The 20,511-nt window shown below is 40.3% G+C and carries 18 protein-coding genes and 1 tRNA gene; 1 reads left to right on the top strand and 18 read right to left on the bottom strand.

Going from position 1 to position 20,511, the window contains the following annotated elements; translation table 11 throughout:
• Positions 1-66 precede the first annotated feature (66 nt).
• The 14 genes from H6A27_RS05755 to H6A27_RS05690 all read right to left on the bottom strand — a co-directional run bounded on the left by H6A27_RS05755 (position 67) and on the right by H6A27_RS05690 (position 15,341).
• On the bottom strand, positions 67-1,326 hold the full coding sequence (locus tag H6A27_RS05755) for an ABC transporter permease (protein ID WP_204401332.1): 1,260 nt from the start codon (positions 1,324-1,326) through the stop codon (positions 67-69).
• 14 nt (positions 1,327-1,340) lie between these two features.
• The gene (locus H6A27_RS05750; protein WP_204508014.1) at positions 1,341-2,513 is read right to left on the bottom strand and encodes an ABC transporter permease; all 1,173 of its coding nucleotides are present in this window, start codon (positions 2,511-2,513) and stop codon (positions 1,341-1,343) included.
• Between the two features lie 11 nt (positions 2,514-2,524).
• A complete protein-coding gene (locus tag H6A27_RS05745) occupies positions 2,525-3,511 on the bottom strand; it encodes an HlyD family secretion protein (RefSeq protein WP_204401328.1) in 987 nt (328 codons plus the stop codon).
• Between the two features lie 9 nt (positions 3,512-3,520).
• Positions 3,521-4,984: a TolC family protein gene (locus H6A27_RS05740; protein WP_204508013.1), complete on the bottom strand. Its 1,464-nt coding sequence runs from the start codon at positions 4,982-4,984 to the stop codon at positions 3,521-3,523.
• Positions 4,985-5,087: 103 nt separating this feature from the next.
• The gene (locus H6A27_RS05735; RefSeq protein ID WP_204508012.1) at positions 5,088-6,452 is read right to left on the bottom strand and encodes a S41 family peptidase; all 1,365 of its coding nucleotides are present in this window, start codon (positions 6,450-6,452) and stop codon (positions 5,088-5,090) included.
• Positions 6,453-6,471: 19 nt separating this feature from the next.
• Entirely contained in the window at positions 6,472-7,344 is an 873-nt protein-coding gene (locus tag H6A27_RS05730) for an intermediate filament family protein (protein WP_204401322.1), read from the bottom strand.
• 88 nt (positions 7,345-7,432) lie between these two features.
• On the bottom strand, positions 7,433-9,139 hold the full coding sequence (locus tag H6A27_RS05725; RefSeq protein WP_204508011.1) for a fimbrillin family protein: 1,707 nt from the start codon (positions 9,137-9,139) through the stop codon (positions 7,433-7,435).
• Positions 9,140-9,297: 158 nt separating this feature from the next.
• Entirely contained in the window at positions 9,298-10,635 is a 1,338-nt protein-coding gene (gene gdhA / locus H6A27_RS05720) for an NADP-specific glutamate dehydrogenase (protein ID WP_204508010.1), read from the bottom strand.
• Positions 10,636-10,961: 326 nt separating this feature from the next.
• Complete coding sequence (locus H6A27_RS05715) at positions 10,962-11,975, bottom strand: FAD:protein FMN transferase (RefSeq protein WP_204401316.1); 1,014 nt, start codon at positions 11,973-11,975, stop codon at positions 10,962-10,964.
• Positions 11,976-11,990: 15 nt separating this feature from the next.
• Positions 11,991-12,557 carry a manganese efflux pump MntP gene (locus H6A27_RS05710; protein ID WP_204401314.1) on the bottom strand — a complete coding sequence of 189 codons (567 nt, stop codon included), beginning with the start codon at positions 12,555-12,557 and terminating at the stop codon, positions 11,991-11,993.
• 3 nt (positions 12,558-12,560) lie between these two features.
• The gene (locus H6A27_RS05705) at positions 12,561-13,268 is read right to left on the bottom strand and encodes a DUF6048 family protein (protein WP_204508009.1); all 708 of its coding nucleotides are present in this window, start codon (positions 13,266-13,268) and stop codon (positions 12,561-12,563) included.
• Positions 13,219-13,767, bottom strand: a complete 549-nt coding sequence (locus H6A27_RS05700) for a DUF6452 family protein (RefSeq protein WP_204401310.1) — start codon at positions 13,765-13,767, stop codon at positions 13,219-13,221. Before H6A27_RS05700 ends, H6A27_RS05705 begins: the two co-directional genes overlap by 50 nt.
• 9 nt (positions 13,768-13,776) lie before the next feature.
• Positions 13,777-14,727, bottom strand: coding sequence for a glycosyltransferase (locus tag H6A27_RS05695; RefSeq protein ID WP_204401308.1), 951 nt, complete (start codon positions 14,725-14,727; stop codon positions 13,777-13,779).
• A gap of 86 nt (positions 14,728-14,813) precedes the next feature.
• Entirely contained in the window at positions 14,814-15,341 is a 528-nt protein-coding gene (locus H6A27_RS05690; protein ID WP_204401306.1) for a DUF4199 domain-containing protein, read from the bottom strand.
• Between the two features lie 301 nt (positions 15,342-15,642).
• On the opposite strand from H6A27_RS05690, the gene H6A27_RS05685 reads away from it, so the two are divergent.
• Positions 15,643-15,716 (top strand) — tRNA-Thr (locus H6A27_RS05685).
• A gap of 324 nt (positions 15,717-16,040) precedes the next feature.
• Here the strand turns inward: H6A27_RS05685 and hisB are convergent.
• From hisB to hisG, 4 genes are read right to left on the bottom strand one after another with little or no spacing between them, the layout of a single operon-like run.
• Positions 16,041-17,162: a bifunctional histidinol-phosphatase/imidazoleglycerol-phosphate dehydratase HisB gene (gene hisB / locus H6A27_RS05680; protein ID WP_204508008.1), complete on the bottom strand. Its 1,122-nt coding sequence runs from the start codon at positions 17,160-17,162 to the stop codon at positions 16,041-16,043.
• A gap of 9 nt (positions 17,163-17,171) precedes the next feature.
• Positions 17,172-18,209 (bottom strand): histidinol-phosphate transaminase, encoded by a 1,038-nt coding sequence (hisC, locus tag H6A27_RS05675; protein ID WP_204508007.1) that lies wholly within the window; start codon positions 18,207-18,209, stop codon positions 17,172-17,174.
• Between the two features lie 11 nt (positions 18,210-18,220).
• Positions 18,221-19,498 carry a histidinol dehydrogenase gene (hisD, locus tag H6A27_RS05670; RefSeq protein WP_204508006.1) on the bottom strand — a complete coding sequence of 426 codons (1,278 nt, stop codon included), beginning with the start codon at positions 19,496-19,498 and terminating at the stop codon, positions 18,221-18,223.
• A gap of 18 nt (positions 19,499-19,516) precedes the next feature.
• Positions 19,517-20,368, bottom strand: coding sequence for an ATP phosphoribosyltransferase (hisG, locus tag H6A27_RS05665; RefSeq protein ID WP_204508005.1), 852 nt, complete (start codon positions 20,366-20,368; stop codon positions 19,517-19,519).
• Positions 20,369-20,511: the final 143 nt, after the last annotated feature.

Genomic DNA, 20,511 nt, shown 5'->3' with positions numbered 1-20,511 from the left:
TTGCAAAGCTAATAGTATTATCTCTTATAACTATAAGATGAATAGTTAATAAAGATGAACTTATTATCAATTCTCTGCCTTTTTGATAAGCCTGAAATGTTTCCTTGCTTTTTTCAGTTTCTCTTCCACATGTCTGTGGCTTATCTGTATTTGTCTGCGATAAACTATACAGGTAGTTATGAAATATATTCCGGTATGTAGCCACAATGCCCTGAATTCCGGAAGTACGTCAGACAGGGTAGCTCCCATGCTGTTGATTCTCACGAATCCGTTTATGCCGAATGTAGAAGGGAATATCCATGAAACAACCTTCCAGAAATCCGGAATGGCAGCTCCAGGCCATGATATACCTGAAATAAACAACAGAGGTACAGATGTAAATACATATATCATCATACACGATTCACGGTGATGTATGAATATGGAACATGTCATGGCAAAGAAGATACAAGCCAGCAGATACGGAAGCATGAATAACAATAAAGTTATAGGATCCGGCAACTGAACCAGGCTGAACATTTTAGGAACGGCACACAGCACGTATGCAGATACAATGGCATATATCAGGAAATATGCCAAAGATTTTCCTAAAACTATTCGTAATGTTCCATTATATTTTCTGCTTAACGGAACTAGGTCCTGAAATTTGTTTGTCTCCCTTGCAGTTCCCGCAGAAAGTCCTATTCCAAGTAGCAATGTCTGCTGGATTATCAGCACCAGAACGGCTGGTATAAGGAAACTGGCAAAGCCGTCCTGCGGATTGAACAGTGACACTTCTTCGTATTCCAGCGGGGCAGTACTTATTTCATCCTGGCGTGCGGTGGTATTTCCCATTCGCTGGATTTTTATATCCTTATTCATGTCGAGTGACACATTGGTGGTAGCCATAAGCAGAGACTTGTAATATAGCAAACCGCTCATGTCGCTGAAGATACTTACCGAAGTCTGTTTCCCTTGTGAGATATTTCGCGCGAATTCTTCGGGAATGTATATTATTCCATACACCCTTCCTTCTTCGATAAGGTTCTGTGCCTCCTCCATGTCGGCACAATAGGACTGTACCTTGATGTCAGGAGTGGCGTCTACCATTCGTATGAATTCCCTGCTCAACGACGAACGGCTGTTGTCGACCACGGCAGCAGGAACATCCCTTACCACTTCTTGTGTATATATAAATGCATAGACCAGAGGGTATGCCAGAGGGACAAGAATGAAGAATATAAGTACCCCCTGATCCTTGAATACATTCTTCAATTCTCGGGCACAAATATGGAACAGACTTGAAATACCCTGACGGACAATATTTCTAAACGGTTGATGTTTCATAATTCAATAGGGTGTTAAGGGAGATATACGTATGTTTCCATAATCTGCCTTAGTTTCTTCAGTACAAAGAAAGGCAATAGCAGGAACAGCATTAGTGCAACTACCGAATGCCAGGCATAGATTATAGGGTAACCGTTCAGTGCCTGGTTAACGTATAGCAGAAAGTAGTGCCTCAACGGGAACAGGTTGCTCAGAGCCTGGAGGGTAGGGTGCATTGCCATCACAGGGAATGTAAATCCTGAAATGGAGAATGACAGTACTCCCCACAGTGATGCCGCACTGAGGGCAAGACGCATCGAACCGAACAAACCGTAGAAGAAAATGCCTACAGACTGCGACGCCAATACAAGCAGCAGTCCTGCCATTATCATAGAGAAGATTCCTCCGTGACATGGGAAATGCAGAAATCCGTACAGATAAATATTATGGAATGTTGCCATAATAAAGAATATCAGTGTCTGAGGAAGAATCTTTCCTATTAGCGCCATAACTATGGAATTGTCTGCCAGTGCCATAAGTTCTTTTCCTGTATTTTCCTTTATCTCCGTTCCTAATGTGTATGCTGTGGTCATGAATATCAGCAGCATAAGCACACCAGGGAAAAGAGTGTTACACAGATAGATGGAATAATTCAGCCAGGGATTGCTGATGGCGTGAGTCTCTATAACTATCGGTTGCAGAAATGCCATAGCCTGGTCTTCTGTAGCTCCTTTGGCATATAGCGTCGCTCTTCCTACAGCTCCTCCTGCCAGTTCGGACATAGTTCTCATGTCCCTGTATATCAGCGAGCCGGCAATTAGATATGAATAGTTGGCATAAAACGATACCTTAGGTTGTCTGCTTGCCAAAGTCTCTTCGGTTGTTCCTTCAGGAATGTAATAGAAAGCATATATCTCTCCCTTCTGCATGGCTTTTCTCGCTTCTGCCACACTACTGTAATGTGCCACTATTTTTGTTTGCTGGAATGCATCCAGGTTTCTGATAATGTTTCTTGTGGTAGATGTATTGTCGAGGTCCACCACTCCGGCAGGCATGTCTGTAGGTAATCCGTTACTCATAAGAGTGGCGAAAAACACATAACAGAGTATAGGTGCTATAATCATACAAAACAGATACATAGGTTTTGTAGCAATACGGAGCGCCTCTCGCCTCATTATCTTTATTAATCTATAGGCGGTATTCGACATATTCAGTTTATTTATTTTTCAATTATGGCAGACATTCCAGGACGCAGGTTCTCTACAGTCTCAACAGCTTTTGCTCTTACCTCAAAAGTCTTGAGGTCGAACTGTCCTGTAGTCTTTGTTGCTTTCCATGCGGCATAGCTTCCCAAGTCCTTCATATAGTAAACTTTTAGTACGGCATCTTTTTCAAGTGCAGGAATGTAAGCCTTTATTTCTCCACCAACAGTGAAGTCCTTAAGTAAATCTTCTCTTACGTTGAATGTAACCCACATATCATCCATCTGTGCAACATTCATGATTGGTGCTCCTGTACCGACCAGTTCGCCCACTTTAGGGAAAATTTCAGTTACTTCGCCGTCTGCAGATGCTACAAGATAAGTCTCGTTTATATAAGATGATACCTCAGCCACAGCACCTTTAGCGCGTTCCACCTGAGCGGCAGCCATAGCCTTATCTTCTGCCTGAGCTCCGTTCTTTGCCATTGTGTATTGTGCGTTTGCAGCCTTTTCTGTAGCTTTCATTGCTTCGTACTGGGCTTTAGCCTCGTCTCTTTTTTGTTCTGAAACCACTCCCTGCTCAAACAGATTGTTTACTCTATTATAAGATTTCTCAGCTATTTCCAGACCGGCTTTAGCCTTCTGCCACATTTCGAATGCGGCCTGAAGCTGTTCGGCACGAGTTCCTTTGTTTGCTTTCTGGTTCATGGCAAGTGCAGCCTGTTCTGCTGCCTGAGCCTGCATCAGTTTGGCCATCACGTCCGGTGCCTCAAGTATGGCAAGTGTGTCGCCGGCTTTTACCTGATCACCCTCTGTTACGAAGTATTTCAAAATACGTCCCGGTACCTTGCTTGAAACCCTGTATTCGGTAGCTTCAGCCTGTCCCTGTATGATTTCCGGACCTTTACCAAGAGTGAAGAATCCAATAACGCTAACGATGACTATAGCAGCCACCAATGTGAAAAATGCCAGCAAAACGTTGCTGTGTTGTGATTTATCAGCCATATCTTTTTATTATTTTAATGTTCCCATTGATTTTTGTAAATATAATTCGCTCATTTTCATGTCTATCTGAGCATCTATTTTGCCAGACTGTGCAGAAAGCCAGGCTGTTTGTGCTTCGAGTACGTTGCTTGTCGGTATTACACCTTCCTTGAAGCCAAGAGTCGCGAAACGAAGGTTCTCTTCTGCCTTGTCCATGTTCTGTTCTGCCATGTGAAGCTGTTTTGTGGCTTCGTTCACCTTATATGAGCTTTGTGTCACCTGAAGTTCCACTTTTTCCTTCACGTCTTCAAGCTGGTATCTTGCGATGTTTGCTTCAGCTTTTGCGGCTCTGACTTTGTAGATACCTTCTCCCCAGTGGAACACTGGAACTTTCAATACCACTCCGGCTGCCCAGAAACCTCTGAATTTGTTTTCGAAACCGTTGACAAGTGAAGGATTAGTCACAGCATAGTTTGCTGTAAGTGCAAGCGAAGGAAGAAATTCCGAACGTACCACGTTTACTTTCTGTCTGTATATCTCTGATGCCAGCTCAAGGCTTTTAAGTTCATGTCTGTTCTCCAAAGCCGTGTTTACATTGCTTTCTGTATATAAATTAGGCAATGTAAGATTTTCCATATCCTCATCTTCTAATGATATGTCAGTATCGAGAGGCAACCCGCATATCTGACATAATACCATTTTCGACAAGCTTAATCCGTTTTCCACTTTCAATAAAGTCACTTCAGCCTCGTTTCTCTTAACCTTTACGCTCAGGCCGTCTGCCTTTGTGGCTACACCTTCGGCTATCATCTTGTCTATATCCGAGTCGAGTGTTACCAAAAGGTTTAGGTAGCTTTCAGCCAGTTTCTTCTTGTTTACAAGTGATACAACCTGCCAGTAAGCCTTGTCTGTATTCAGGATAATATCTTCCAATCCTGTGGCATGCTGCATCCGGGCAAGCTGTTCGGCATATTTTGTAATCTTGTTGTAAGCGATGATTTTTCCGCCCATGAATAATGGTTGGGTTAAGGTAGCGGCTCCGGCAAACATGTTTCTTGTATCAGTACGGAAAGCGTCCACAAGGTTTTGACCAACTCCGTTAAGGCCGGCGGTAAGTCCGGGTATCATACCCTGCAGAGGTTCAAGAAGAGATGAGAGAATAGGATTGGCGGCTGCTATCTGTTGAAATTGTTGTTGTAACTGTGCACCAGTTGCCGTACCGATGTTGCTGATTGAATTTTTCTGCTCGTCGCTTAGCAGTGAAATTTCTTTTTGCGTACGCATGTAGGTTGCCATGATGTCGAATTTAGGCAGGTAGTTTGTAAATGCAGCCTTTTTATTATAGTGTGCGGCATTTATTTTCTCCTGTGCGATACGCAGTTCCTTGTTATTCTGGATAGCAAGGTTTCTGCAACTGTCGAGTGACAGTATGCGTTGGCTGAAACCGTTTATTGTTATTCCGGCCAATAGGATTAAGCTTAGAAATCTTTTCATACCAAATGAAATGTTTTGTTGTTTTGGTTGTTTATGCAACATTGCAAATATATGCCTTAATAACAAAATAACAAAGGATATTGTTGAAAAGATTTCAATATTTTTATTTTACTATCGCTGATTTAGGTTTTAAAGATATTGAACTGTTAAGATTATATTTCTTTTCAAGACTTCTTGAGGTTGCTTCTGAAGTTTCAGATGTAGGAAAACTTCCGGTCTCGATATGTTTTATTATCGGAATCATTAATGAGTCAGCACTTGTACCGAACTCTCCAAGCTCTCCTTTGAAATTTTCAGATATTTCATAATCAGGTATTAATCCATTGGTGTAGTAGTCGCTGTAATCCTCTGAATTGCTTAGCAGGCTGTTAGTCAGCCAAAATTCAATCATTGGCGCTCTGCTTTCGTCGGTGTACAACTGTTGAGCCACATTCTTTCCGAATGTTGCTGTACCTACCTGTAGAAGTCTTCCTTTCATGTATGGCTTAAGGCAGTTTATCACTATTTCCGAAGCAGAAGCGGTATTGCTTGAAGTAATTATATATAGATTTTCATAACTTATGGCAGAACCGTTTGCAAGCAATTCCTGCTCGAATTTCAAAATATCGGTTTTATTGATTTTGTCGTTATGAGTCATTTTCAGGAATACGTTTCCAATGGCTTCCTGCGGTGCCAGATTTGTAGATAAGAGTTGGGCTGTAGTTACATAACCTCCGGGATTATATCTTAGATCGAGGATAACATCATTAATTGGTTGTCCTGATAACTGATTAAAAAATGATTTTATACTTTCCGAATCATTATTCCCAAATTCATTGTATAGAATGTAAGCCACCTTCTTACCGTTAATGTCGATAATATCCGATTTATAAAGGTTTTTGTTCTCAACAATTCTTGGTGCCGGCATTTGTACATTTTGTAGTGTATCGAATCCTGTCCCGTTTAATTTACCAAGTGTAAATTCGTATGCTTTGCCAGGTGAAGTGATATAAAATAGGTCAGAACTGTTTATTTTCTTATTGTTGGCTGCAATTATTAAATCACCTCTTTCAAGTCCTACTTCTTTTGCTGGAGAGTTCTCTTGTGTATATAGAACTCTTATTCCGTATGAACCATCATCTGTCCTTATTATAGTTCCTTCAAATCCGAATGTAGGTGTATTGGATGATGCTCGAGATGTGTTATATACAGAATCAACGTGTGAGAAATTGGAGCTCGATTTCTTGTCGTTTTGTGAGACAAGGTTGTTCAGAAATTCCGATGGCTTTTTAAAAAAGTCCAGACTTTCTTCATTAGGTAAATCCTGATAGAACAGATATTCCTGTTGCATTATTTCATACATCCATGTTTGTGTGGAAATAAGCGCGTAATATTCTCCTGAACGGTCAACGCCGCATGATGAAATAAGAGTGGCTGTTGCCAGTCCGCCCACTATACCGTATAAGTATTTTCTTGTCTTTTTGTTCATAATTAAAATTAAGCCAAAATTACTTCAGTGAGAATGAACCCTGTCCAATCATATTGCCATCGGCAAAGATGTAAATCTTGTATGTTCCGGCCGGCATGAATTCTTCAACATCCCAATATACGGTTACACTCTGCTCTTCGCCTGTATATTCTATCATTTTCTTGATAGAATACGAGATTTTTCTGTCTTCGTACGCAAATGTATTCGATTCACTTTTCGTAAGAATCTCGTTATCAGGTTTGGCTATTCTTATATACAAAGTTTTATTACCGGTTTTTGCTGTAATATTTTTTACTATTGTAAACGAAATGGCTAACGTCTTTACGTCTTTAGCTTTTTTAGCCACTCTATTTCGTTTGTTAAGTGGTTCAGTAACAATATTGGTCGCGTCAAGCTGTGATGCAAGTGTGACTTTTTCGTTCAAAGATTCTTTTTCTTTAGAAAGATTTGAGATTTGTCTTGTTGCAGCACTGTATTTGCTTTTTACTTCTTTATTTTCAAGTTGTAGAGCGGCATTTATTTTATTAAGCGAGTCTATTTGTATTACATAACTTCTAAGTACTGCCCTCACAGTTTTCAACTCCTTTTTAAGTCTCATTATTTCTGCTGCATTGCTTGTCTTTACCTGGCGCAGTTCTTCGAGCAGCCTTTGAGTTTTGAGTTTTTCGCTTTCCAGTTTTTCTCTTAAAGAGTCGTTGTTTATCTGAATTTGCAGTTCGTCATACTGTGTGGCAAAAGTGCTGTACTCGTTTTCCATTTCCAGTTTTTCAACGGCAAAGAGTTCGGACATTTCCTTGTTTTGCCGCATTTGATGAATAGCGAAGAATGATACGCCTGCTATAATTATTGCAAGGACTACTATTGTAATAATCAGAGATTTGTTCTTATTCATATTCTTATTATTTTTTATATGTCGCAAAAATACAACATTTATATCAAGAAGTATGATTTTGGTCTCCAAAAAAAATATAATAAGGTCTTTATTCGAATATAACTTTTTCTGAAGGATTTGTTTTCCATTTGCGGAAGGTTAGCTCTGGATATTTCGATTTGTTATCTTCTATCCATTGGTTTAATTCGTTTGCTATTCTTGTATATTCATCCGGACTTTCTGAATAATATACAGCTTTTTTTAATGCTGTCTCGCTTTTATGATCTGAATATATTGCTTTCCCATTATATTCTTCAGGTAGAATACAGTTATAATAATGTCCAGGGTCATTTTCATAACAGATTCCATAATAGTCTTGTTTATATTCGGTAACAAATATATTATATAACCTCATTGAATTGTAAACACAAATCGTAGAAGAATTATTACCTGTTGCATTTTTAATAGTGTTGTTTTTTATTCTACAGTTTATAATATTTCCATTGTTTTGATATACGAAGATCCCTAATGCGCCATGACTTCCATCCAATTGTAAATTGGATATACTGCTGTTTAATATCGTTCCGGTTGGGCTGTTTAATGCTGTAAATCCTGAATACATTGTATTGTCTTTTAACATATCTATAGTTCCATTAATCACATGACAGTTGTCTATTATTCCTTTATTTTGTCCAACAAATATACTGGCGACTCCACGATATGTTCCAGGCTGTAATTTAAAGCTACAGTTGTTGAGGATTATATTCTTTAAATATCCTGTTTCTGAGATTAAACCAAATATACCAATATTAATGTTATTATTTTTATTTACAGTTAGATTTGATAGTGTATGATTATTACCATCGAAGATATCGTCCAGTTCATTTATTACAGAAACTTTCGCAGCTTCTTCTTCCGTAAAGTTCAAATCATTATACAGATTAAATATTCTTCTGCCGTCAGTTTCTGTATAGAAATCTTCGAGTTTTTTCCCCTCATATTCTGTTTCGCCATTTATTAAGTGAGTGAAAGCAATGAAATCCATTGTAGTATAGATACCATTTTCCTGTTTTTTCTTGCGGACATTGCAAACATATTCATATCCGCTTTTAAATATGTTTTCTTTAATAAAAACGTTTTCAGATGTATTGTCATTAAAGTTTATATCAAACGATATGTTCATACCACTTATGCTTGGTATTAAAAATTCATATATGCAGTTATCATTTCTGTTTAGTGTGATAAGATTGTTGTTATCTGCTGTTGTAGAGTATTTTCCTGTTGTCAGGTCTATATTGGCTAATTTTTGAGGAATGTTTATGCTGATCAGTTCAATATTGTTGTTAAGTTCCTGTTCAATATTGATGGTGAATTTTGTAAAGATATGAGTGAAACTTAAATTAATAGTTTCTCCAAAGCTTATTGTGTCTTTACAACATACAACATCTATAAGCTCTCCGTCATCATTGTATAAATCATTGACATCCCTTATTATGGGATAATATGCAATAAAACTGGCGCTTTCATAGTCTTGATTCCATTGGTTGTTAGTTAGGCCAGTCCATTCTCCATTGATATAACTTAGAATGTCTCCTTCCGATTTTATACCTCCATTGCTGTAAAATATTATGCTTCCATTTTCCGGTATGCGACTCATGTCGTATATTCTTGAATCTTTGTCCATGAATCCTGATATAGAATTCCCTGTAATGGTAATGTTATGATTTTCAGAAAGATTATTGACACTGATTCCCACTTTTGTACATTCTGTAATTAATAATGTAATGCACAATAATAATAATGATTTTATTTTCATATCTATATTAATTATTATAGATATAACTCCGTAAGATAAATAATGGACTACTTTCAGAACAAAAAAACGCTGCCATACCTTCTCAGGCGGGCAGCGCAAGCTACAATACAAAATACAAATACAACTAAACGAGATATCTTAAATCTGAAGATTTAATTTTATACTATTCCTTGTGCCATCATTGCATGTGCCACTTTCATGAATCCTGCAATGTTCGCACCTTTCACATAATTTACATAACCGTCAGGTTCAGTTCCGTACTTGACACACTGTTCATGTATATCATGCATAATCTGATGAAGCTTTTCGTCAACTTCCTTTGCGCTCCAGCTCATGTGCATTGCGTTCTGGCTCATTTCGAGACCTGATGTCGCAACACCACCGGCGTTTACAGCTTTACCAGGAGCATACATTATCTTGTTTTCGATGAAAGCGTCTATTGCTTCAGGAGTACAACCCATGTTTGAGATTTCTCCGACACAAAGTACGGAATTTTTTATCAAATTTCCAGCATCTTCGCCATTTAATTCATTCTGGGTTGCGCATGGAAGTGCAATATCGACTTTGACTTCCCACGGACGGCGACCCGGAACGAATTTGGAACCAGGGAATTTTTCTGCGTAAGGTTCAACTATATCGTTGCCCGAAGCACGAAGTTCGAGCATGTAGTCAATCTTTTCGCCGCTTATTCCGTCTGGATCATAGATATATCCGTCAGGTCCTGAAATTGTCACGACTTTCGCTCCCAACTGAGTTGCTTTTGTCGCGGCACCCCATGCCACATTACCGAAACCGGAAATAGCCACAGTCTTGCCTTTTATGTCGATACCTTTCTTGTCGAGCATGTGTTTTACGAAGTATAATCCTCCGAAACCTGTAGCTTCCGGACGGATAAGTGAGCCTCCGAATTCAAGTCCCTTGCCGGTGAATGTACCTGTAAATTCGTGAGTCAGTTTCTTGTACATACCGAACATGTAGCCAACTTCCCTACCGCCGACACCGATATCGCCTGCCGGTACGTCCATGTCCGGGCCTACGTGACGCCACAGTTCAAGCATGAATGCCTGGCAGAAACGCATGATTTCAGCGTCACTCTTACCGCGTGGCGAGAAATCTGAACCGCCTTTACCGCCACCCATAGGCAGAGTGGTGAGCGCATTCTTGAATGTCTGTTCGAATCCGAGGAACTTCAGGATTGACAGATTTACTGATGCGTGGAAACGGATACCTCCTTTGTAAGGGCCTATCGCATTATTAAACTGTACTCTATAACCAAGATTTACTTGTACCTTGCCTTTGTCGTCAACCCAAGGTACACGGAATGTAATTATTCTGTCCGGTTCTACCAGACGTTCTATCAATGATACTTTTTCGAATTCAGGATGTTGATTATATACATCTTCAATAGATAGCAAAACTTCTTTTACTGCTTGCAGATACTCCAATTCACCTGGATGCTTGGCCCCCAGTGAAGCCATGATTTGGTTGATATTCATAATTCAAAATATTAAGGTCTGACAAAATGAAATGTTTTCTACATGCAAAATTATGAAATTCTGTGTTCTAACCAAATTTTTCTGTGCTTATTTGTGTAAAATAATGATAAAAAGTAAGTTGAAGTAACGGGTAGTGGTGGCGGTATAGTGGAGATTCGTTATTTTTTTATTGATGCGTCGGCAAATAAGAGGATAAATGCATTTATATAAAAAGCGTTACACGTTCGTGTGACGCGTGTGACACGAACGTGTGACGAACGCATCACGAACGTGTAACGGGTGTGACACGAACGTGTTACGCTTTCTTCGTCGTGAAATTTTTAATTTTATTTGCTCCTTATAAATCTTTTCATCCCCTCTGTGTAGAATATACGGGTGGAGTCATTGTTGTCCGAATATATGAAGTAGGCGTCTATTTCCGGGTGCGCGTTGCAAATGGCAACTGCAGAGTCAAGGCCGAGAACCATAAATGCGGTGGCGTATGCATCGGCTGTTGCGCAGTTTTTTGCAACGACAGTTGACGACAGAATGTTGTGCTGTACTGGATAGCCTGTACGAGGATTGATAGTGTGGGCGTATTTCTTTCCGTCCTTATAATAGAAGTTGCGATAATTGCCTGATGTGGCAAGTCCGGCATTTGTTATTTCAATTACAGTCTGGAGCTCCTGATTGACAGACAAGGAGTCGTCTATAGGCTTGTTTATACCTATCCTCCAGGTGTTCATCTTCGGATTTTTACCTTTCAGAACGAGTTCGCCGCCTATATCTATCATATAGTTTTCCACTCCTTTGCTGTCAAGAAGCCGTGCCACGTGGTCCACACCGTAGCCTTTGGCTATGGCGCTGCAGTCAAGCATTGTCCTGCTGTCCTGTTTTATTATTTTCCCGTTCTTTAATGATATTTTTTCAAAACCTACGAACTGGCGCAGCGAGTCTATAGTTTCGTGACTTACGTTGGTAGAACTGTCGAATCCGAATCCCCATGCGTTTACGAGCGGCGCTACGGTTATGTCGAAAGCCCCGTCCGTTTCTTCGGATATTTGTTTTGCCAAAATGTATACATCAGTCAGCAGACTGTCGGCTGTCATGTCTGTATTGCTGTTAATGCGTGTAATGACGGAATTCTTGTTGAAAGGTGAAAGCGAGTTGTCCACCTCTTGGAGAGCGGCTTCGATTTCAGGTTTTAGGTTTTCGTCATGTTGATATGTTATCTTGTACATTGTACCGAACACTAATCCCTGGTCTGTATGAAACGGTGGCTGTTTTTTAAGAATGAGAACTGTACCCACTATCAGTAAAATGAGGAATGGTATTTGCCATTTCAATGATTTGTTATTCATATCTCGATAAAGCTTTTATGATAAATGTTCTATTAGAATTTTAACTCCTATACCTATCAGTACTAATCCTCCGAATATTTCCATTCTGAGGTTGAATCTTTTGCCGAAGAATACTCCTATCAGACTACCTATGATAGATATTGCGAACGATGCGAATCCGATGGCCGCCAATGGATGGGCGAGTGAACGTAAAGTGTTGAAACCTGTGAAAGCGAACGAAATACCTACAGCCAGTGCGTCTATGCTTGTAGCTATGGCCAATGTCAAGATAACTTTCAGCTTTCGTGGATTGAAACTTTCCGATTCTTCATCGCTGAAGTATTCCTTTATCATTCTAACGCCAAGAAAAGCCAATAGCCCGAAAGCTATCCAGTGGTCATATGCCTCAATATAGTGGTGAAATCCTTTTGCTCCAATCCATCCGAAGAATGGCATCATAGCCTGAAAAAGTCCGAAGAAAAAGCCCATCTTCAGGAATGTTTTCCACTCTATTTTATGTAAAATAATACCGCTTGCCACCGAAACTGTAAAGCAGTCAATGGCAAGACTTACTGCAAGAAGCCAAATTTCAATTATGCTCATATATTAAAAAGGAAGATTATACATCAGATGATATGATACGCTGAATCCTGTTGCGGCATTATTACCATATCCCGGAATGTACCATGGCTCGGTATTTTCGTAATGGGTATAGCTTAGGCGTTTCTTGTATTTTACACTCCATCCCATACAGAAGCCTTTAAATATTTTTACTTTCATTCCGCCGACTATCTCAAGCCAGTTGGCTTTAGTATTTACTCCATGATATGAGAATGGATATTTTATCAAGCTTCCGTAATTGGGATCAGTCATTTCGGGTCCGTCAACATCATACATGAATGATGAAAAACCATATCTCAAACCTGCGTATAAGTATCCGGGCGAGTGAGGCTTGTTGTAGAAGAAATTGTAATCAGCTCCTATCTTGAAGAATGGTGCGGCAGTCTGGTAGTGTATATCAGTCGCGTCGCTTGTGGTATTGACTTTGCCGTAACCTATTTCAACTATAGGCAAAAAGCGATTCAGTAGGTTTGCCTGTATCATTACTTCACTGCTTAATATGTCGCTTCCTAAAACGTAATTTCCAAGACCGGCGACTTCGACACCTATGGTAGTCCCTTGATATAGTTTTACGTTTTCAGCCTTTTCCTTATCCTTGTCATTTTTCTTCTGTGAGAAAGCGTACATAGGACATAGCAGTAAACTACTGAGTATCAGAAACTGTAAAATATATCCTGAAATTATCTTTCTCATAATTATCAATATTTGGATTTACTATTATTATTGAATCTATTCCATTACTGTGTGTTACTTCTGTTGCTTCATGGAACATCATGGTTCCGCAATCAACACTCATGAAATACGGAATGTTTCGGTGCTTTATAGTGATGTAGTCTTGCTGTTGTCCGTCGTAGTCTATTATGAATGTTGTCTTGTCGGAATAACTCAAAGGAACTTTGAAAGAACTCATATTGCTTTCTTTATTTATAAGAGTATCGTTTATTATTGAGTCAGTCACTATCCTTTCTATGATTTCACCATTTTCAAGTGTGTCGTAAACAGTGACATCTGTAGTCATTTGACCAATTATACTTGTAGCTACAGTAGAACTTACGGCAACTCCGTGTTGGTTTACCATGGAGAATTTTGCGTATGCAAGTGCATTGGGAGGACAACTTTCTCCTTCACAACTATTTAGGACAATGGTTGCAAACAGTGTAATTACAATAAAGAGTATTGGATATCTATTCATTGCTGTTTATTATAGTTCTTTTTCAATTTGATATTTGTTTCTTTCCATTGAATTCCTTGCAATGAGTTCGCCAAGGAAACCTGCCAGGAATAGCTGTGTTCCTAATATCATTGTAGTGAGTGCAAGGAAGAAATAAGGATTGTCTGTAACGAGGCTGTACGAGTTGCCCGCATGCATATTGTATAGCTTCATGGCTCCAACAGCTATAAGGGCGATGAATCCGAGGAAAAACATTATAGAACCAAGGAAACCGAAAATATGCATTGGCTTGACTCCGAACTTTGACAGAAACCAAAGTGAAATAAGGTCAAGGTATCCATTGACAAATCTGTTTATTCCGAATTTTGTCTTTCCGTATTTTCGTGCCTGATGGTGTACCACTTTTTCTCCTATTTTGCTGAAACCTGCGTTCTTTGCCAGGTAAGGAATGTAGCGGTGCATTTCGCCATAAACTTCGATGTTCTTTATCACTTCACGTCGGTATGCTTTAAGTCCACAGTTGAAGTCATGCAGATTCTTGATGCCTGATACTTTTCTTGCAGTGGCGTTAAAAAGTTTTGTAGGAATTGTTTTTGACAGCGGATCGTATCTTTTCTGTTTCCATCCCGACACAAGGTCATATCCGTCCTCGGTTATCATTCTGTATAGCTCCGGTATTTCGTCAGGACTGTCCTGTAAATCGGCATCCATAGTTATTACGACGTCGCCTTGCGCTTTCTCGAATCCGCAGAATAGGGCAGGAGATTTTCCGTAATTGCGGCGGAACTTTATACCTTTAATATTATTGTGTTTTTTACCCAGCTCTTCTATTACGCTCCATGAACGGTCAGTGCTTCCGTCGTTTACAAATATTATTTCGTAACTGAAGCCGTGTTCTTTCATTACTTTTTCTATCCATGCCTGAAGCTCCGGCAATGATTCTTCTTCATTATATAAGGGAATTACTACAGATATGTCCATTTATATAAGTTTTTTTTTTAAGTTTCTCGATTGATGTTGGTATGTGTTTATATCCGGAAGGATTTCTTGTATATTATAATAATCAACTACCTCTTCTTTCGCATGGCCAATAATGCTGTTGGCAGTGAAAGAAGTATTCCGTAGAATATGTTTTGAAATATTAGTTGTAGTGTTAGTTGCAGCGAAGACATTGATGCTATTATGTCGAGATTTTGGATGAGTTGGTCTATTGATGTCTCCATATCACCGATTAGTGACGATTTCAGATTTTCAAGTTGTTCCATATATGTTCCCAACAGATAACCATTATCTATGAAGCGGAAATATATATAATGAGCGGCAGCCGTGAGTAAAGATGCGAAAAAATACATATAAATTGAAAATACCAGTCCACGCAGGAAAGAAAGTTCCCCCCCGCAATAACGTTCTCTATACTTACGGATGTATATATATCCTAATATGGGGACAAACAATGTCATGAAGATGAACAGAAGTTGCAGAAGTGGTATCTTGAATCCCATAGGCAGGAATGAGAATTTTATTATCCAGAATATTCCCATCATCGTACCGAAACGCATTGCATGTTCTTGTAGTGTCTTAGGTTTGTCTTCCATGTGCTCTATATATAATTAATTACTGTGCAAAAGTAAGTTTTTTCGGCATAGGAAGTATATAAAACGGCGAAAAAACATCTTTTTGAGGATAAAACTTTATTTTTTTATCGGTTAATGCTTGTGTAATTAAAAAAAATGCCTACCTTTGCACCCGCAATCGAGAAACACCAATATGGTTCAATCGATAGCAAAACATAACACGGGTAAGTCCCATACGGCCAGCTCCCTTCGAATCCTCCAGGGCTTGATCGCAGCAAAGGTAGTTGGTTGTAGCGGCGCGATATGGTAAGCTTACCCACCTGCCTCTTTAGCTCAGTTGGCCAGAGCACGTGATTTGTAATCTCGGGGTCGTTGGTTCGAATCCGACAAGAGGCTCAGAAAATCAGGTTGAATATTCAATCTGATTTTTTTGTTTATATACATTTATCATACATTTATTGTTATGAAACGTAATATACGGATTGTGTATTTAAAGTACGGGCATAAAAAAAGGAGTACCGCCGTACTCCAACCTTTGTTAACCTTAAAATCTAATACTATGAAAAACACGTTACAAAGGTACGGACTTTTCCTGAATTTGCAAGTTTTGTGCGCAAAAACACGTGTTTTATAACATGGTTTAACTAATTGCCTGTATCTGAAAATCTTATTAACAAAAAAGGAGGCGTAAAGCCTCCTCCGATACTTCAGTTTATGGTTTTATATGCATCCCTTACTTGACGGTACTTCGAAGTGATATACATCACGTTTTACTGCCATCTTTATACTTCTTGCAAGAGCTTTGAAGATGCCTTCAATCTTGTGGTGTTCGTTCTGGCCTTCAGCCTTTATGTTGAGGTTCATTCGTGCCGAGTCACTTAATGACTTGAAGAAGTGTAGGAACATTTCCGTAGGCATATCGCCTATTTTCTCGCGCTTGAATTCTGCATCCCAAACCAGCCATGCGCGTCCACCAAAGTCTAGTGCAACCTGACACAGACAGTCGTCCATAGGCAAGCAATAACCATAGCGTTCTATTCCGCGTTTGTTGCCTAATGCCTTGTAGATACATTCTCCGAGGGCTATGGCTGTGTCTTCAATGGTGTGATGTTCGTCCACTTCAAGGTCGCCTTTTACTTTTATGGTAAGATCCAGTCCTCCATGTTTGCCAATCTGTTCCAGCATGTGGTCAAAAAATCCCAGACCTGTACTTATATCACAAGCTCCGTTCCCATCGAGGTTGAGGCTTATATAGATATCGGTTTCTTTTGTGGTTCGTCTTACTTCAGCTTTTCTCTCTCCGGCAAACAGGAATTCCGCTATCTTGTCCCAGTCTTTTGTGGCAAGTGCACAATATTCTTCCAGTGATTTTTCTTTCAGGATTTCTTTGTCGTCCTGTAGGAGTATGGCCTTGCATCCCAGATTTTTCGCCAGTTCTACGTCTGTTGCGCGGTCGCCTATAACATAGCTTCCGGCCAGGTCGTATTCGGGATTGTCTATGTATTGTGTAAGCATTCCTGTGCGTGGCTTTCTGGTAGGTGCATTGTCTTCAGGAAAACTTCTGTCTATACATACATTGTCGAATGTGATTCCTTCGTTTTCCAAAGTCTTCATTACGAGGTTGTGCACAGGCCAGAATGTGTCTTCCGGAAACGAGTCGGTACCTAATCCGTCCTGATTGGTTACCATTACGAATTCGTAGTCAAGTTTTTCGCGCACAAAGCTCAGATTTCGGAAAACCTTTGGATAGAACTCAAGCTTTTCGAAAGAGTCGAGCTGATAATCGACAGGTGGTTCTATCACCAGTGTGCCGTCGCGGTCTATGAATAATATCTTTTTCATTGCTTCTCCTTATTTATAGTTTTCAAGAGCCTCTATAAGCTTGTCGTTTTCCGGACGCGAGCCTATGGTTACTCTGAGGCAGTTGTGACACAAGGTGATGTTAGTACGGTTCCTTACAATAATACCATTTCCTACAAGATAGTCGTAGATTTTTTTAGCGTCGGTCACCTTTGCGAGGAAGAAGTTTGCATCGGTAGGGTAGATATGTTCGCAGCATGCAAGTTTGCCGAATTTCTCTATCAGTCTGGTTCTTTCGGCAAGCAGTGTCTTCACCCATTCCTTTATCTGATATTCTTTTCCTATCATGCTGATGGCTTCTGTCTGTGTCAGGTGGTTTACGTTATAAGGGTATTTCACCTTATTGAACACAGATATGATTTCTTCCGAAGCGAACGCCATACCGAGACGGATGGCTGCACATCCCCATGCCTTTGAGAATGTCTGCAGGACTACCATGTTAGGATATTTGTCAAGCATCGTGGTGAATGAAACTTCATCCGAGAAGTCGATGTAAGCTTCGTCTATAACCACTATTCCTCCGAATTCCTGCAGTACTGTTTCTATCTCTTTTTTGCAGAGGTTGTTGCCGGTAGGATTGTTTGGCGAGCAGAGAAAGATAAGCTTTGTCTTGTCGTCAGTCTTTGCCAGAAGGTCTGAAGCCTTGAACTGAAAGTTCTCATCAAGCAGTACCTTGCGGTATTCCACATCGTTTATGTCGGCACATACTTCATACATTCCGTATGTAGGATCTATAGCTACGGCATTGTCTACACCGGGAACGCAGAATGTACGATAGAGAATGTCTATAGCCTCATCACTTCCATTGCCGAGGAATATTCTTTCTTTGGCAACCTTCTTTACCCTTGAAACCAAAGTCTTCAGTTCAGTCTGCAAAGGGTCAGGGTATCGGTTGTTCGGCGAGTTGTATGGGTTTTCGTTGGCATCGAGGAATACTGATGCTGTAACCCCTTTATACTCATCTCTGGCAGAAGAATATGGTTTCAATGACAATATATTGGGACGTATAAGTTCGTTTAATGGTTTCATTGTATTTTCTCTTATGATTTTAGTCTTACTGTGACTGCATTCTTGTGTGCATCAAGAAACTCGTTTGCAGCCATTGTTTCGATTGTTGGTCCTATGTTCATTATGCCTTCGCGTGTGATTTCCTGGAATGTAATCTTGCGTGTGAAACTGTCCAGGTTTACTCCGCTGTAGGCCTTTGCATATCCGTTGGTAGGAAGAGTGTGGTTGGTCCCGGATGCATAGTCGCCTGCACTTTCCGGAGTGTAAGGACCGAGGAATACAGAGCCGGCATTTACTATTCTTTCAGCTACCTGCATATAGTCTTTTGTCTCGATTATGAGGTGTTCCGGAGCGTATTCGTTAGACATGTCGATAGCTTCGTCGATGGAATTCACCAATATCAGTTTGCTGTGTGAAAGTGATTTTTCAGTAATCTCCTTTCTTGGAAGTACGGCTAACTGTTTTTCCACTTCTTCCTGCACTGCATTGATAAGTTGTTCCGATGTGGTAATCAATATTGACTGACTGTCTACTCCGTGTTCTGCCTGTGAGAGCAGGTCGGATGCGACGTAAGCCGGGTTTGCTGTTTCATCTGCCAGTACAGCTACTTCCGAAGGTCCTGCGGGCATGTCGATAGCTACATCGTGAAGCGATACTTCCTGTTTGGCTGCCATAACGTACTGATTTCCCGGACCGAATATCTTATATACCTTAGGAATGCTTTCAGTTCCGTATGCCATAGCTCCTATGGCCTGTACACCACCGGCTTTGAATATTCTGCTTACTCCGGCTGCCTTGGCTGCATATAGTATGGCAGGGTTGATTTTGCCCTCACGGTTTGGAGGCGAACAAAGAACTATTTCTTTGCAACCGGCAATCTTTGCGGGGGCTGCAAGCATCAGTACTGTAGAGAATAGGGGAGCAGTTCCGCCCGGAATGTATAGACCAACTTTCTCAATGGCTACCGCTTTCTGCCAGCAGGTAACTCCTGTTGAGGTAGTTACTTTCTGTCCTTCGAATTTCTGTGATGCATGGAATTTACGGATATTCTCCAATGCCTTGCATATAGCTTTCTTCAGCGTGCTGTCAGTAGCTTTTTCAGCTTCGGCAAATTCTTCTTCAGTAACCTCAAGCGACGACAGTTTTACCTTGTCGAATTTCTCTTCGTATTCAATAACGGCTTTGTCGCCTTTTGCGCGTATATCGCCAAGCACCTGAAGCACTGTGTCGCGAAGTGTAGCCGTATTCAGTGTAGGACGGCTCAGAAGGTTTTTCCATTCTGACCGTGCAGGATATCTTATTATATTCATTGTTTTGGTTTTTAGTGACTAGAGAATCATCTTTTCGATAGGAAGAACTAAAATGCCTTGTGCGCCGATAGCTTTCAGCTTTCCTATTATTTCCCAAAAACATTTCTGGTCAAGTACGGTATGTACGCTGCTCCATCCCTCAGTGGCAAGTGGCATGACCGTAGGGCTTTTTATTCCTGGAAGTACTTCAATAATATCTTTCACCTTGTCGGTAGGAACATTCATCAGTACATATTTCTTGTCTTCGGCAGCTTTTACGGCATCCAGTCTGAACAGCAGTTCCTTGAGGATTTCTTTTTTATCTTCACTCATGTTCTTGTTGCCAATCAGCAGAGCCTCGCTTTTCATTACCACTTCCACCTCTTTAAGGTTGTTGCTGATAAGCGTGGAACCTGAACTTACTATATCGAAAATGGCGTCAGCCAGACCTATTCCCGGAGCAATTTCTACTGAACCGGTAATGACATGTATATCGGCTTTTATATTGTTCTTTTCAAGAAATCTTTTAAGAATTACAGGATATGAAGTCGCGATTTTCTTTCCGTTGAACCATTCCAGACCGTTATATTCTATTTCCTTATGCAGGGCGAGCGACAGACGGCATTTGCTGAATCCAAGTCTTTGTATGATGTCTGCTTCCTCTTCTCTTTCTGTAAATTCGTTTTCGCCTACTATACCCATGTCGGCGACTCCGCTTGCCACGCATTGTGGAATATCGTCATCGCGCAGGAACAGAATTTCTACAGGGAAGTTTGTTGACTGTGTGAGCAATGTTCGCTTTGATGTTGACAGCTTGATGTCAGCTTCTGCAAGCAGGGCCATTGTATCTTCGAACAGACGGCCTTTAGATTGTACGGCAATTCTTAGCATATATATTGATTTTAAATGTTTATAATCTGTATTTAATAAAAAAGGCTCACCGTTGGTTTTACGGCAAGCCTTGAATAATTCTTTCTATAATGAAATGCATGAGCCATCAGCCTACCGATTATTTCGTCAGGAAATGATGATGG

It is taken from the genome of Bacteroides caecigallinarum (assembly GCF_016902295.1).
Lineage (GTDB): Bacteria > Bacteroidota > Bacteroidia > Bacteroidales > Bacteroidaceae > Phocaeicola > Phocaeicola caecigallinarum_A.
The sequence above is the reverse complement of the archived record's forward strand: the minus strand, read 5'-3'. Positions and strand labels throughout refer to the sequence as shown.